At 72.1% G+C, this 14,395-nt stretch carries 13 protein-coding genes; 12 read left to right on the forward strand and 1 reads right to left on the reverse strand.

Features of this window, described 5'->3' with window-relative positions; genetic code table 11:
- Positions 1 to 15 precede the first annotated feature (15 nt).
- The 6 genes from alaS to aroB all read left to right on the forward strand — a co-directional run bounded on the left by alaS (position 16) and on the right by aroB (position 7,830).
- Positions 16 to 2,673, forward strand: a complete 2,658-nt coding sequence (alaS, locus tag ACIP6W_RS08470; protein WP_251155042.1) for an alanine--tRNA ligase — start codon at positions 16 to 18, stop codon at positions 2,671 to 2,673.
- A gap of 8 nt (positions 2,674 to 2,681) precedes the next feature.
- The gene (gene ruvX / locus ACIP6W_RS08475; protein WP_066658313.1) at positions 2,682 to 3,125 is read left to right on the forward strand and encodes a Holliday junction resolvase RuvX; all 444 of its coding nucleotides are present in this window, start codon (positions 2,682 to 2,684) and stop codon (positions 3,123 to 3,125) included.
- An 89-nt stretch (positions 3,126 to 3,214) separates the two neighbouring features.
- On the forward strand, positions 3,215 to 4,804 hold the full coding sequence (gene mltG, locus ACIP6W_RS08480; protein ID WP_251155041.1) for an endolytic transglycosylase MltG: 1,590 nt from the start codon (positions 3,215 to 3,217) through the stop codon (positions 4,802 to 4,804).
- 55 nt (positions 4,805 to 4,859) lie between these two features.
- Positions 4,860 to 6,095 carry a chorismate synthase gene (aroC, locus tag ACIP6W_RS08485; protein WP_066658306.1) on the forward strand — a complete coding sequence of 412 codons (1,236 nt, stop codon included), beginning with the start codon at positions 4,860 to 4,862 and terminating at the stop codon, positions 6,093 to 6,095.
- On the forward strand, positions 6,092 to 6,736 hold the full coding sequence (locus ACIP6W_RS08490) for a shikimate kinase (protein WP_400429041.1): 645 nt from the start codon (positions 6,092 to 6,094) through the stop codon (positions 6,734 to 6,736). The genes aroC and ACIP6W_RS08490 overlap by 4 nt, the downstream gene beginning before the upstream one ends.
- Complete coding sequence (gene aroB, locus ACIP6W_RS08495; protein ID WP_200884091.1) at positions 6,733 to 7,830, forward strand: 3-dehydroquinate synthase; 1,098 nt, start codon at positions 6,733 to 6,735, stop codon at positions 7,828 to 7,830. Before ACIP6W_RS08490 ends, aroB begins: the two co-directional genes overlap by 4 nt.
- 177 nt (positions 7,831 to 8,007) lie before the next feature.
- Here aroB and ACIP6W_RS08500 read toward each other — a convergent pair whose 3' ends face one another.
- On the reverse strand, positions 8,008 to 8,352 hold the full coding sequence (locus tag ACIP6W_RS08500; protein WP_066654547.1) for a hypothetical protein: 345 nt from the start codon (positions 8,350 to 8,352) through the stop codon (positions 8,008 to 8,010).
- 126 nt (positions 8,353 to 8,478) lie between these two features.
- Between ACIP6W_RS08500 and ACIP6W_RS08505 the strand changes: the two genes are divergently transcribed.
- From ACIP6W_RS08505 to ACIP6W_RS08530, 6 genes are all read left to right on the forward strand, one after another.
- Entirely contained in the window at positions 8,479 to 10,167 is a 1,689-nt protein-coding gene (locus ACIP6W_RS08505) for an ABC1 kinase family protein (protein ID WP_400429043.1), read from the forward strand.
- Between the two features lie 171 nt (positions 10,168 to 10,338).
- Entirely contained in the window at positions 10,339 to 10,902 is a 564-nt protein-coding gene (gene efp / locus ACIP6W_RS08510; RefSeq protein ID WP_058729119.1) for an elongation factor P, read from the forward strand.
- An 11-nt stretch (positions 10,903 to 10,913) separates the two neighbouring features.
- Positions 10,914 to 11,399, forward strand: coding sequence for a transcription antitermination factor NusB (gene nusB / locus ACIP6W_RS08515; protein ID WP_066654543.1), 486 nt, complete (start codon positions 10,914 to 10,916; stop codon positions 11,397 to 11,399).
- Between the two features lie 57 nt (positions 11,400 to 11,456).
- Entirely contained in the window at positions 11,457 to 12,053 is a 597-nt protein-coding gene (gene pyrR, locus ACIP6W_RS08520) for a bifunctional pyr operon transcriptional regulator/uracil phosphoribosyltransferase PyrR (protein ID WP_209682451.1), read from the forward strand.
- On the forward strand, positions 12,050 to 13,012 hold the full coding sequence (locus ACIP6W_RS08525) for an aspartate carbamoyltransferase catalytic subunit (RefSeq protein ID WP_400429045.1): 963 nt from the start codon (positions 12,050 to 12,052) through the stop codon (positions 13,010 to 13,012). The genes pyrR and ACIP6W_RS08525 overlap by 4 nt, the downstream gene beginning before the upstream one ends.
- Positions 13,009 to 14,382: a dihydroorotase gene (locus tag ACIP6W_RS08530; RefSeq protein WP_209682454.1), complete on the forward strand. Its 1,374-nt coding sequence runs from the start codon at positions 13,009 to 13,011 to the stop codon at positions 14,380 to 14,382. Before ACIP6W_RS08525 ends, ACIP6W_RS08530 begins: the two co-directional genes overlap by 4 nt.
- Positions 14,383 to 14,395 lie beyond the last annotated feature (13 nt).

The raw sequence follows: 14,395 nt of genomic DNA on the forward strand, positions 1-14,395 counted from the left end.
GAATCAGGAAGCACCATGCAGACCGCAGAGATCCGCCGCCGTTGGCTCCAGTTCTTCGGCGACCGCGGACACACCGTCGTCCCGTCCGCGTCGCTCGTCTCGGACGACCCGTCGCTGCTCTTCACGGTCGCCGGCATGGTCCCGTTCATCCCGTACCTGACCGGGTTGGTCCCCGCACCGTACCCGCGCGCGACGAGCGTGCAGAAGTGCATCCGGACCAACGACATCGAGGAGGTCGGCAAGACCCCTCGGCACGGCACGTTCTTCCAGATGAACGGCAACTTCTCCTTCGGGGACTACTTCAAGGAGCAGGCGATCCAGTACGCCTGGCAGTTCCTGACGACGCCGGAGTCGGACGGCGGCCTCGGGTTCTCGGCCGACGACCTGTGGGTCACGGTCTACGAGGACGACGACGAGGCGATCGCCTTCTGGAAGCAGCACTCGTCGCTGCCGGACGACCGGATCCAGCGCCTCGGCAAGGACACCAACTACTGGTCGACCGGGCAGCCCGGACCCGCCGGCCCGTGCTCCGAGATCTTCTTCGACCGCGGCCCGGAGTACGGCATCGACGGCGGCCCGGCGACCGACGACGACCGCTACGTCGAGATCTGGAACCTGGTGTTCATGCAGTACCAGATCGCCGACGTCCGGTCGAAGTACGACTTCACGATCACCGGCGAACTGCCGAACAAGAACATCGACACGGGCATGGGGCTCGAGCGCGTCGCCTTCATCAAGCAGGGCGTCGACAACATGTACGAGATCGACCAGGTGCGTCCGGTGCTGGACCGCGCCGCAGCGATCTCGGGCCGTCAGTACGGCGCCGTGCACGAGGACGACGTCCGGATGCGGGTCATCGCCGACCACGTCCGGTCGTCGCTCATGCTCATCGCGGACGGCGTCACCCCGTCGAACGAGGGCCGCGGGTACATCCTCCGCCGTCTGCTCCGCCGCACGGTGCGCGCCATGCGCCTGCTCGGCGTCGAGGGTGCGACCTTCCCGCAGCTCTTCCCGGCGTCGCGCGACGCCATGCGCGAGGCCTACCCGGAGGTCGCCGGTGACTACGACCGGATCGCCCGGATCGCCTACGCGGAGGAGGAGACGTTCCTCCGCACGCTGGCGCAGGGCACCACGATCCTCGACGTCGCGGTCGAGCGCGCGAAGCAGGACGGTGCCCCCTCGATCGGCGGCGACACCGCGTTCCTCCTCCACGACACGTTCGGCTTCCCGATCGACCTGACGATGGAGATGGCGGACGAGGCCGGCGTCCGGGTCGACCGCGGGGCGTTCGAGACCCTGATGTCGGAGCAGCGTGCCCGCGCCAAGGCCGACGCGAAGAGCAAGAAGACCGCCCTCGCCGACCTCAGTGTCTACAGCGCCTTCCGCGCGAAGGGCGAGACGGTCTTCCTGGGCTACGACGCGCTCGAGGCCGAGTCCGCCGTGCTCGGCATCATCGTGGGCGGCGTCAGCGTCGACCGCGCCGTCGCCGGTGACATCGCCGAGGTGATCCTCGGTGAGACGTCCCTGTACGCCGAGTCCGGCGGTCAGGACGCCGACCAGGGGTCGATCGTCGGCAACGGCTTCGACCTCGAGGTGCTCGACGTGCAGCGCCCGGTCGCCGGGCTCTGGAGCCACACCGTGCAGGTCCGCTCCGGCGAGGTCGGCGTCGGTGACGCCGCCACGACGGTCGTCGACGGCGAGTACCGCCGCGGCGCGACCCAGGCGCACTCGGCGACGCACCTGGTCAACGCGGCGCTGCGCGACGTGCTCGGACCGGAGGCCCTGCAGGCCGGCTCGTACAACAAGTCGGGCTACATGCGCCTCGACTTCTCCTGGTCGCAGCCGGTCTCCGGTGCCACCCGCTCGGAGATCGAGGAGGTCGTGAACGCGGCGATCCGCTCGGACCTCGCGGTGCAGACGCGCGTGCTGCCGCTCGACGAGGCCAAGGCGCTCGGTGCGCAGGCGCTGTTCGGCGAGAAGTACGGCGCCGAGGTCCGCATGGTCGACATCGGTGGTCCGTGGTCGCGCGAGCTCTGCGGTGGCACCCACGTCGCCTCCAGCGCGCAGGTCGGCCTCGTCAACCTGGTCGGGGAGTCGAGCGTCGGCTCGACCAACCGTCGCGTCGAGGCTCTCGTCGGACTCGAGGGCTTCCGCGACCTGGCCGTCGAGCGGACGATCGTGTCGCAGCTCTCGAGTGCGCTGAAGGCTCCCCGTGAGGACCTGCCGACCCGCGTGCAGGGCCTGATGGAGGACCTGCGCACCGCCCAGAAGCGGATCGCCGAGTTCGAGTCCGCCAACCTGCAGCAGCGGGTGCCGTCGATCGCACGCCGGGCCGAGACGGTCGGCGCGGTCACCGTGGTCGCCGAGACGGTCGACGGCCTGCAGTCCGGGGACGACCTGCGTGCCCTCGCGACGGGCGTGCGCGGTCAGCTCGGGGACGATGCCGCGGTCGTGGTGCTCGGTGCCGTGATCAGCGGCAAGCCCGTGGTGATCGTCGCGACGAACGACGCGGCGCGGTCGGCCGGCATGCAGGCGGGTCCCCTCGCCAAGGAGGCAGCCGGTGTCCTCGGCGGCGGTGGCGGCGGCAAGCCCGACCTCGCCCAGGGCGGTGGCACCGATGCGGCGGCGCTGCCCGCGGCGCTGCGCGCCGTGACCGCACGACTGGCGGGCTGATCGTGCCGGTGCGTCCGGGCCGCCGGCTCGGCGTCGACGTCGGCAAGGCCCGCATCGGCGTCGCGGTCTGCGACCGCGACGGCCTGCTGGCCACCCCGGTCGAGACGGTGCCCCGGGCCCAGGCGACCGACGTGCGCCGGATCGTCGAACTGGCCGACGAGTACGACGTGCTCGAGATCGTCGTGGGGCTGCCGCTCTCGATGTCGGGTGACGACACCCCGTCGACCGCCGATGCCAGGGGCTTCGCGGAGCGGCTGGCCGAGCACCGGACCGTACGGCTTGTCGACGAACGGCTCTCGACGGTGACGGCGCAGCGCGGTCTGCACCAGGCCGGGAAGAACACCAAGAAGTCCCGCGCCGTGATCGACCAAGCGGCCGCTGTTATCATCCTGCAACACGCGCTCGACCACGAGCGTGCGTCCAGCGCCGCTCCCGGCGCAACGCTCCCCTGACCGACCGGCCCCGGGACGGGTCGGGAGACCGTCGTTCCCGGACCGACGGGGCCCAGGTGGAGCCCCCGACCCGAGAGACCGAGGATCCCTTGGCAGACGACCTGGACTGGGACGCGATCATCGCGCCCGGTGACGACGCAGGGCGGCGACGTCGCCCCACCGACCCCGACGCCGAGCCCGACCGACCGATGTCCCGTCGTGAGGCGCGTGCTGCCGAGGCAGCCGAGTCCGAGCGGGCGCGGCGGGCGCCGGCGGAGGACACCGACGGTCGTCGTCCAGCGGACCAGGACCCGGCGTCGCAGCCCTCGACGGCGGCGACGCGACCGGCATCGCCGGCGGACGCCCCGGTCGCGCGGTCGGACGACGAGCTCCACCCGGACGTCCGAGCACTCCTGACCGGGGAGCTCCGGGCGCCCGATGCGCAGGCGGTGCGTGCGGCGCGGGCCGAGGCCGGCCCGGGCCGGGCCACGCGTGACGCGGGCGTCGTCGACGGTTCCGCTGCCGCCGCGGGCGGGCCTGCCGGAGCCGACCCGGGAACCGGCGGTACCGGAGGCGGACGTGGGCGTGGTGCCGGAGGCGGGGGAGCCTCCCGGCCGCCACGCGAACCGCGGCCGAAGCGGCGACGTGGCCCGCTCGTGGCGGGCATCGTGATCGTCGCCCTCGTCCTGGGCGGCGGCGTCGGCGCGTACGCCTTCGCCGCACCCAAGGTGCAGCAGGTGCTCAGTGCGATCGGCGGGTCCAGCGAGCCCGACGACTACACCGGCGACGGGACGAGCAAGGTCACCGTGACCATCAAGCAGGGCGACATCGGCGAGGACGTCGCGAAGACCCTGCAGCGCAGCGGTGTCGTGAAGAGCTCGAAGGTGTTCTACAAGCTGCTGTTGACCTCACCGGACGTCTCGTTCCAGCCGGGCTCGTACGAGCTCAAGAAGGAGATGAGCTCGAAGGCCGCACTCGACGCGCTCAAGGACTCCGACAACCGCGTCCAGGCCTCGATCGTGATCCCCGAGGGGACCGCGCTGCAGGACATCGAGGCGGGGATGGTCTCGAAGGCGGGGCTGACCGAGGCCGAGGTCAGTGCAGCGGCGAAGGACGTGCAGGCGTACGGGCTCCCGTCCGGCGTGACGACGCTCGAGGGATGGCTCTTCCCGGCGACGTACCCGATCAACCCCGGGTGGACCGCGAAGCAGTACTTCCAGTCGATGGTCGACACGATGAAGGAGCACCTGGCCGCCGCCGGCGTGGCCGAGGGTGACCAGGAGCGGGTCGTCGTCTTCGCCTCGCTCGTGCAGAAGGAGGCCGGCCTGGCTGCCGACTACCCGAAGGTCGCGCGGGTGTTCCAGAACCGGCTCGACATCGACATGGCGCTGCAGTCGGACGCGACCGTCGCCTACGGGACGGGCAACACGCACAAGGTGACCACGACCGACGAGGAGCGAGCGGACGCGGGCAACGCGTACAACACCTACGTGCACAAGGGTCTGCCCCCGGCACCGATCTCGAACCCCGGCGACCTGGCCATCAAGGCCGTCACGAACATGGCCGACGGGAAGTGGCTCTACTTCGTGACGGTCGACCTCGACACGGGTGAGACCGTCTTCTCGGACACGTACGCGGAGCACCAGGTGGCCGTGAAGCAGTTCCAGGCCTGGCTCCGCGCACACCCCGAGTACCAGTAGGCCCGCGGCGGTCCGGTCGCGTCGCACGACCGGACCCTGTGGGAGGATGGTCGACATGCTTCGTTGGTTGACCGCTGGTGAGTCCCACGGACCCGAACTCATCGCGATGCTCGAGGGCCTGCCCGCGGGCGTCCCGGTGTCGTTCGAGTCCATCCGCGCCGACCTCGCGCGTCGGAAGCTCGGCTACGGGCGCGGGTCGCGGATGAAGTTCGAGCAGGACGAGCTCCACGTCTCGGGCGGGGTCCGCCACGGGTACTCGCTCGGCAGCCCGATCGCCATCCGCATCGGCAACACCGAGTGGCCCAAGTGGGTCGAGGTCATGAGCCCCGAGCCGGTCGAGTCGACCGAGATGTCCCGTGGTCGCAGCGCGCCCCTGACCCGACCGCGTCCCGGACACGCCGACCTGGTCGGCATGCAGAAGTACGGGTTCGACGAGGCCCGACCGATCCTCGAACGCGCGTCCGCTCGCGAGACGGCGGCGCGGGTCGCCCTCGGCGCGGTCGCGAAGTCCTTCCTGGCCGAGCTCGGCATCCGCTCGATCGCGCACACCCTGCAGGTCGGCACCGTCCGCGTGCCCGACGGCACGCCGCTGCCCCTGCCCGACGACGTCGACCGCCTGGACGAGGACCAGCTCCGCTGTGCCGACCCGGAGACCTCCGCGCGGATGGTCACCGAGGTCGAGGCGGCGAAGAAGGACGGCGACACCCTCGGCGGGGTCGTCGAGGTCCTGTTCTACGGCGTCCCGCCGGGGCTCGGCTCCCACGTGCACTGGGACCGTCGTCTCGACGCACGACTCGCCGCGGCGATCATGGGCATCCAGGCGATCAAGGGCGTCGAGGTCGGCGACGGGTTCGCCACCGCGGGACGCCGTGGGTCCGAGGCGCACGACGAGCTGTACCGCGAGGACGGCGAGATCGTCCGGACGAGCGACCGCGCCGGCGGGACCGAGGGCGGCATGTCCACCGGGACGGTGCTCCGTGTCCGCGCGGGCATGAAGCCCATCGCGACCGTGCCGCACGCCCTGCACACCATCGACGTCGCCACCGGCGAAGACGCGGCCGCCCACCACCAGCGGAGCGACGTCTGCGCGGTACCGGCATCGGGCGTCGTCGCCGAGGCCATGGTCGCGCTCGTGCTCGCCGATGCCGTGCTCGAGAAGTTCGGCGGCGACAGCCTGACCGAGACGAAGCGCAACCTCGACGCGTACCTGGCGGCCCTGCCGGAGACCCTGCGCACCCGCCGGACGGACGGCGCTGAGTCGCGCGCGGCCGAGCCCACGACCGTCCGGTGAGCGGCGCCGACGCGTCGACCACCGGCGGTCTCGCGGGCACCGGTGCGCCGGTCGTCGTGATCGGGCCGATGGGGGCCGGCAAGTCGAGCGTCGGCAAGCGCGTCGCCAAGGCCCTGGGCGTGCCGTTCACGGACACCGATCGCGTGATCGCGCGGGAGCACGGCCCGATCCCGGGGATCTTCGCCGACCGCGGTGAGCCGGCGTTCCGCGCGCTCGAGGCCGAGGCCGTGCGCGCAGCCGTCGCGACCGGCGGTGTGGTCTCCGTCGGTGGGGGAGCCGTGACGCACCCGGACACCCGTGCTGCGTTGCGTGGCGCCCGGGTCGTGCTGCTCACCGTGTCACCCGAGGCCGTCGCAGCCCGGATCGCGGGGACCGACCGGCCGCTCCTCGCGCAGGGCGGGATCGACGCGTGGCAGACCATCGCCGACGAGCGGGCGGCGACCTACGCCGAGCTCGCACACGCGACGTTCGACACGTCGCGCCGCCCGATGTCGCACGTCGTCCGGGACGTCGTCGCGTGGGTGACCGAGCAGCAGACCGGCTCCGGCGAGGAGCGCACCGGCTCCGCCGAGGAGCGCACCGACTCCGCTGAGGAGCACATCGGCTCCGACCAGGAGCACACCACCGGAGGGACACCGTGACCGCGTCGAACCTGCCCGAGGGCACCACCGAGATCCGGGTCGGCGGCGAGGGCGGGTCCCTCGTCGTGGTCGGCAACGACCTGTCCGGCTCGGTCCCGTCGCTGCTCGGACCCCGCGTTGCGAAGGTGCTCATCGTGCACGCACCGACCCTGGGAGCGCGGGCGAACGAGCTGCGTGCCGTCCTCGTCGAGGCCGGTCTCGACGCACTGATCGCCGAGGTCCCGGACGCCGAGGCCGCCAAGCGCGTCGAGGTCGCCGCGTTCTGCTGGCAGGTCATGGGGCAGGCGGACTTCACCCGGACCGACGCCGTCATCGGGCTCGGCGGGGGAGCCGTCACCGACCTCGCCGGGTTCGTCGCGGCGACGTGGCTCCGCGGGGTGCCGTTCCTGGCGATGCCGACGAGCGTGCTCGGGCTGGTCGACGCGAGCGTCGGCGGCAAGACCGGCATCAACACCAACGAGGGCAAGAACCTGGTCGGGGCGTTCCACCACCCGCGCGCGGTGGTCGCCGACCTCGACCTCGTCCGGACGCTGCCGAGGAACGACGTGCTCACCGGGTTCGCCGAGATCGTGAAGGCCGGCTTCATCGCCGTCCCCGAGATCCTGGACGTCATCGAGGCCGACGTCGCCCGCGTCACCGACCCGACGACGCCCGAGTTCCGCCGCGTGGTCGAGCTCGCGATCGCGCTGAAGGCCGAGGTGGTGTCGGAGGACTTCACCGAGCAGGGGCGTCGGGAGATCCTCAACTACGGGCACACTCTCGGGCACGCGATCGAGCACGCCGAGCGCTACCAGTGGCGACACGGCGCGGCGGTGTCCGTCGGCATGGTGTTCGCCGCGGAGCTCGCCCGGTTGACGGGCCACCTGGACGACGCCACCGTCGACCGGCACCGCTCGATCCTCGAGTCGCTGGAGCTGCCGACGACCTACGGCCTCGGTCGCTGGGAGGGCCTGCTCGCGACGATGCGGCGCGACAAGAAGGCACGAGCGGGCATGCTGCGCTTCATCATCCTCGACGGGGTCGGCAAGCCCGCCACCCTCGAGGGTCCGGAGGACCACCTGCTGTTCACCGCGTACCAGGAGGTCGGCGTCTAGCCCACCGGCGACCGGTCCGGTCAGCGGAGCTTGCGGCGTGTGCGACGCCACCACCACTTGACGCGGAGCGACACGGTGAGGACGTCGGTCCGCTTCCATTCGCGGAACTCGTCGACGGTGGCTCCGTTCACCCACGCGTAGTACTGCTCGCGCCCGTCGAGGTCGAGATCCGGTGCGTCAGGGAGTGGTCTCCGGAGCGGCATCTGATCCGGTCCTTCCGTCGATGGTCGTCGTGGTGGGGTCGGGCTGGGCTTCGGCGGCGATGATGCGACGCAGCGCCTGGGTGGCGAGCCGCCGGTCCGGTTCGGACCACCACGCTACGTCTTCGAGTGCCACGAGCACACGTTTCGAGATGTCGTACTCCGGGCTGTCCCGTCGACGAGCGAGCGCCCAGACGAACCGTGTCCAGGCATGGTCGCGGTCCGCGGACCGTCGCGCCTGGAACGCGCCGAACCAGCTGACGACGGCTGCGGCGATCGACGCCGTCGCAGCGATCGCGGCGGTGGTGAGTGCAGTGTCCATGCCACGAGGGTCGTGCAGTGGACCTGACCTGACGCGTCCGGTCAGCCGACCTGTGGGCGGTGAACCGTGCCTCCCGGCTGTGCAGGGACGGGGCAGGCCCGCAGGCCCGGGGAGCAGACTGGGGCGGTGCCCACCCCGCCCCGCCTGAGCGACCTCGGCCAGCAGGACGCCGCCGTCGGCAGCCTGCGTACCCGTGCCCGACGCTTCGCCGAACTCCTGTCGATCGCCCGGCGCCACGAACTGGTGCCGATCCGACGGCTCGACTTCTCACGCGATCCGGGGACGTCGGACCTGCGGCGGCGGCAGGCCGAGCACCTGCGTCGCGCCCTCGAGGAGGCGGGCGGCGGGTTCGTGAAGATGGGACAGCTCCTGTCGACGCGCGACGACCTGCTGCCGGACGAGTGGACCGAGGGGCTCGCGCACCTGCAGCGCAGCGTCCGCCCCGCCGACGCGGTCGAGGTCGCGGCGCTCCTCGAGGAGGAGCTGGGCGCGCCCGTCGACGAGGTGTTCGCGTCCTTCGACACCGAACCGGTCGCCGCTGCGTCCATCGCGCAGGTGCACCGGGCCACCCTCCGTGACGGCACCGTCGTCGCCGTGAAGGTCCAGCGACCCGGGATCGACGCCGCGGTCCGGCGCGACGTCGACATCGCGCTGCGGGTCGTCAGGTTCCTGGCCCGGACGAGCACCGAGGCACGACAGGTCGGCGTCGCGGACGTCGCACAGCAGTACGCCGACGACCTCGTGCGGCAGGTGGACTTCACGTCGGAGATGCGGAACCTCACCGCACTGCGTGCGGCGCAGGCGCGGAGCGCCCGACCGGACGCGGTCGCCTACCCCGAGCCGTACCGCGACCTCTCCGGGCGTCGGGTGATGGTGATGGAGTTCCTCGAGGGCGAGACGCTCAGCGCGGTCCGGGCCGCCGGGGGCGGTCAGGACCTCGACGCCCCGATGCGTGCCGTCCTCGACGCCTTCCTCCGGCAGATCGTCTTCGACGGGATCTACCACGCTGACCTGCACCCGGGCAACGTCGTGCTGCTGCCCGACGGCCGCCCGGCCCTGATCGACTTCGGGTCCGTCGGTCGGCTCGACCCGGGCCTGCGGAGCACCGTGCAGGACCTGCTCGCCGGCTACATCCAGGACGACACCGAGCGGATCGCGGACGCGGTGATGCGCATGGCCCCGGTGCGCGACGTCGAGGACGAGCCGGACTTCCGCCGGGACATCGCCGCGTTCGTCGCGGACGAGCTCGGGCCCGGTGCACGGATCGGCGTCGAGACGGTGGACGACGCCGTCGCCGTGTTCGGGCGCTACCGGCTCAAGCCGCCGCCGGACTTCGTCGCCGCGGCCCGCGCGCTGGCGATCTTCGAGGGCACCCTGCGCAGCCTCGCGCCGTCGTTCGACCTGCTCGAGGAGTCCCGCGACCTGGCCAGGCGGCAGATCCGCGACCAGCTCCGACCGCGAGCGGTCCGGGACCTCGCGGTCCGTGAGCTCTTCGGCGTGGTGTCGGCCGCGCGCAAGCTGCCCCGGCGGGTCGACCGGATCACCGAGGCGCTCGAGACCGGCAGGTTCGCGGTGAACATCCGGCTGTTCTCGGACCGGCGGGACCGCGAGGTGGTCTCCGGTCTGGTCCGGCGCGTCCTGCTCGTCCTGCTCGGAGCGGGTGCCGGCGTTCTGGCGATCGTGTACCTCGCCTCGCCGGCGCGGCCGACCGCGGTGCTCTCCACCGGTGCCGCTGGCGGGATCCTGGGCGGTACCGCCGTGGTGCTGCTGGTGTGGGCCGCGATCGACGCGTGGCGGGCTCGACGCCGGCGGTGACCCACGGGTGGCCGGCCGGGCAGTCGCGCCGCCGCCCGCACTGCGCCCCGCCCCGGCCGGTCCGTGCCCGTCCGCTACACTCGACGGGGCGTCGGCGCGGGCACACCCCGCCGTCGCCGGGACCGGACGCACGTCCGGGAGACCTTCACAACACCATCGAACGGAAGACCCATGGCGAGTACCACTGACATCAAGAACGGCGCCGTTCTCATCATCGACGGGCAGCTCTGGTCGGTCGTCGAGTTCCAGCACGTGAAGCCGGGCAAGGGCGGCGCCTTCGTCCGCACCAAGCTCAAGAACGTCGTCTCGGGCAAGGTCGTCGACCGCACGTTCAACGCCGGCGCGAAGATCGACACCGCGACCGTGGACCGCCGCGACTACCAGTACCTGTACCAGGACGGCGAGTCCTACGTCTTCATGGACACCGACACGTACGACCAGGTCCCCGTGTCGGAGACCGTCGTCGGCGACGCCAAGAACTACCTGCTCGAGTCCGCCATGGTCACCATCGCGATGAACGAGGGCAACCCGCTGTACATCGAGCTCCCGACGTCGATCGTCACCGAGGTCGAGACCGAGCCGGGCCTGCAGGGCGACCGTTCCTCCGGTGGCACGAAGGACGCGACCATCATCGCGACCGGTCACCGCATCCAGGTGCCGCTGTACCTGGAGAACGGCACCACCGTGAAGATCGACACGCGCGACGGCAGCTTCCTCGGCCGCGTCAACAACTAGGCGCCGACCACATGAGTGCTCGTTCGAAGGCCCGCAAGCGCGCCCTCGACATGCTCTACGTCGCCGAGGTGCGTGAGCTCCCGATCGCGGACGTCCTGGCGACCGAGACGGTACGGCACCTCGACCAGCCCGAGCGCGCCTCGAGCTGGGACTACGCCCGGCAGATCGTCACCGGCATCGACGACGACCGCGCGGCGATCGACAAGGTGATCGTCGAGCACGCGCAGGGGTGGTCCGTCGCCCGCATGCCCGTCCTCGACCGCTGCATCCTCCGGATGGGCGTCTGGGAGCTCCGGTACAACCCGGAGGTCCCGGACGCGGTCGCGATCGCCGAGGCGGTCGAGCTCGCGCAGTCGCTCTCGACGGAGGACTCGGCCGGCTTCGTGAACGGCGTCCTCGGCGCCGTCGCGGGCGGCCGTGCACCGTCCGGTCGGAGCGCCGACGAGGCTGCCGCACCGTCCGGTCGGACTGTCGCGGGGGACCAGGAGTCCGAGTAGGGTTGTCCACGTCAGCATCCTTTAAGTCCGTCCGGTGAGGCGGGGAAGGAGGTCGGCGTGGGCACCAGAACGGTCCTGCAACACCCCGACATCACGCGTGCTCTGACACGCATCGCGCACGAGATCCTCGAGGCCAACCACGGCGCCTCGGACCTCGTGCTCCTGGGCATCCCGACACGGGGTGCCGTCCTGGCCGAGCGGCTCGACCGCGTCCTGGCCGACATCGAACCCGAGTGGGCAGCGGACCGCGACCAGCGGCTCGGCACGCTCGACGTCACGATGCACCGGGACGACCTCGGCCACGGCATCGGTCGTGCGCCGCACCGCACGACGATCCCGACGAGCGGCATCGACGGCAAGGTCGTCGTGCTGGTCGACGACGTGCTCTACTCGGGTCGCACCGTGCGGGCAGCGCTCGACGCCCTGCAGGGCATCGGCCGGCCCCGGGCGGTGCGGCTCGCGGTGCTCGTCGACCGCGGCCACCGCGAACTGCCCATCCGGGCGGACCACGTCGGCAAGAACCTGCCGACGGCCGCCGACGAGCGGGTCACGCTGCGCCTGACCGAGACGGACGGCACCGACGAGGTCGTCATCGAGCAGCACGAGCCGACGCAGCACGAGACGACGCGGCACGAGCAGGGGGTCGCCCCGTGAAGCACCTGCTCTCCACCGCCGACCTGTCGCGCGCCGAGGCCGTCCGGATCCTCGACGTCGCCGAGGAGATGGCCGAGGTCAACACCCGCGAGGTCCGGAAGCTCCCGGCCCTCCGCGGCAAGACCGTCGTGAACCTGTTCTTCGAGGACTCGACCCGGACCCGCATCTCGTTCGAGGCAGCCGCCAAGCGGCTCTCCGCCGACGTCATCAACTTCGCGGCGAAGGGCTCCAGCGTCTCGAAGGGCGAGTCGCTGAAGGACACCGTGCAGACCCTCGGTGCGATGGGCATCGACGGCATCGTCATGCGCCACTCGGCGTCGGGAGCCCCGCGGGTCCTCGCCGAGGCCGACTGGATCGACGTCCCGGTCGTGAACGCCGGTGACGGGACGCACGAGCACCCGACGCAGGCCCTGCTCGACGCCTTCACGATGCGCCGACGGATCCACGGCACCGACAGCCGCGGCCGGGCGCTCGACGGTGTCCGCGTGGCGATCGTCGGCGACGTCCTGCACAGCCGTGTCGCCCGGAGCAACGCCTGGCTGCTGCGCACGCTCGGTGCCGAGGTGACCTTCGCCGCGCCGCCCACGCTGCTGCCCGCGGTCGACCGTCCGTTCGGCGCCGCCGTGCACCACGACCTGGACGCCGCCCTCGGGGAGGACCCGGACGTCGTGATGCTGCTCCGCATCCAGCAGGAGCGGATGAACGACGCGTTCTTCCCGAACCCGCGCGAGTACACGCGGCACTTCGGTCTGACGGCGGCACGGGCGGCGGCCCTCTCGGAGCGCACGCTGATCATGCACCCGGGCCCGATGAACCGCGGCCTGGAGATCGCCGGCGTCGCCGCCGACGACCCGCGCTCGACCGTCGTCGAGCAGGTCGCCAACGGCGTGTCGGTCCGCATGGCCGTCCTGTACCTCGCCCTGACCGGCGAGCACGAACCGAAGGAGCCCGTCGCATGACCGCCCACCTCATCCGCGGCGCGCAGCTGGTCGACGGCTCGCGTGCCGACATCCGCCTGGAGGGACGACGCATCACCGCGGTCGGCTCCGGTCTCGACACGGTCGGCGCGACGGTCGTGGACGCGGACGGTCTGCTCGCCCTGCCCGGGCTCGTGGACCTCCACACGCACCTCCGTGAGCCCGGCTCCGAGGAGTCGGAGACCGTCCTGACCGGCTCGCGGGCCGCGGCAGCCGGCGGCTTCACCGCGGTGAACGCGATGGCGAACTCGTCGCCGGTCGCCGACACCGCTGGTGTGGTCGAGCAGGTGCAGGCGCTCGGCGACGACGCCGGGTACGTGACGGTCCGCCCGATCGGCGCGGTGTCCCAGGGGCTGCAGGGCACGCACCTGTCCGAGATCGGCGCGATGGCGACCTCGCGCGCCCGGGTCCGGGTGTTCTCGGACGACGGCTCCTGCGTGTCGGACCCGCTCCTCATGCGCCGGGCGCTCGAGTACGTCAAGGGCTTCGGCGGTGTGCTCGCGCAGCACGCGCAGGAGCCCCGGCTGACGATCGGCGCGCAGATGAACGAGGGCCGGCTCTCGTCGGAGCTCGGGCTCGCCGGGTGGCCGGCCGTCGCCGAGGAGGCGATCATCGCCCGCGACGTCCTGCTCGCCGACCACGTGGGCGCACGGCTGCACGTCTGCCACGTCTCGACCGCCGGCAGCGTCGAGGTGATCCGCTGGGCGAAGTCCCGCGGCATCGACGTCACCGCCGAGGTCACACCGCACCACCTGACCCTGACCGAGGACCTCATCGCGGGGATCGACGGCGCACCCGGGTACGACGCCCGGTACAAGGTGAACCCACCGTTGCGCTCCCGCGAGGACGTCGACGCGCTGCGCGGAGCACTGGCCGACGGCACGATCGACATCGTCGCGACCGACCACGCGCCGCACACCGCCGAGGCGAAGTGCTGCGAGTGGCCGGCCGCGGCGAACGGCATGGTCGGGCTCGAGTCCGCGCTGAGCGTCGTGCACGCCGCCGTGGTCGAGGACGGCCGGCTCGACTGGGCCGACGTCGCCCGCGTGCTGTCCGAGGCACCGGCGCGCATCGGCCAGGTCGAGGGGCACGGTCAGCGCATCACCGAGGGTGCCCCCGCCGAGCTGACGCTGTACGACCCCGCGGCGGTGCGGGAGTTCTCGGTCGACGACCTGCACGGCCAGTCGCAGAACTCGCCGTACCTCGGCATGCGGCTGCCCGGCAGGGTGGTCGCGACCTTCCACCACGGCTACCCGACGCTGCTCGACGGCGTGCTCGTCGACACCGAGACCGTCGCCGCGGCCGCAGCCGCGACCCCGTCGGCGCGGTCGACGAAGGCGGCGTCCGCGTGAGCCGGGCGGTGAC

It is taken from the genome of Curtobacterium sp. NPDC088465, assembly GCF_044753165.1.
Classification (GTDB): Bacteria; Actinomycetota; Actinomycetes; order Actinomycetales; family Microbacteriaceae; genus Curtobacterium.

Coding starts and splice junctions, on each gene's coding strand:
- ACIP6W_RS08530 (WP_209682454.1), top strand. CDS start 13,009: ATGACCGCCCACCTCATCCGCGGCGCGCAGCTGGTCGACGGCTCGCGT.
- efp (WP_058729119.1), top strand. CDS start 10,339: ATGGCGAGTACCACTGACATCAAGAACGGCGCCGTTCTCATCATCGAC.
- ACIP6W_RS08500 (WP_066654547.1), bottom strand. CDS start 8,352: ATGGACACTGCACTCACCACCGCCGCGATCGCTGCGACGGCGTCGATC.
- nusB (WP_066654543.1), top strand. CDS start 10,914: ATGAGTGCTCGTTCGAAGGCCCGCAAGCGCGCCCTCGACATGCTCTAC.
- alaS (WP_251155042.1), top strand. CDS start 16: ATGCAGACCGCAGAGATCCGCCGCCGTTGGCTCCAGTTCTTCGGCGAC.
- aroC (WP_066658306.1), top strand. CDS start 4,860: ATGCTTCGTTGGTTGACCGCTGGTGAGTCCCACGGACCCGAACTCATC.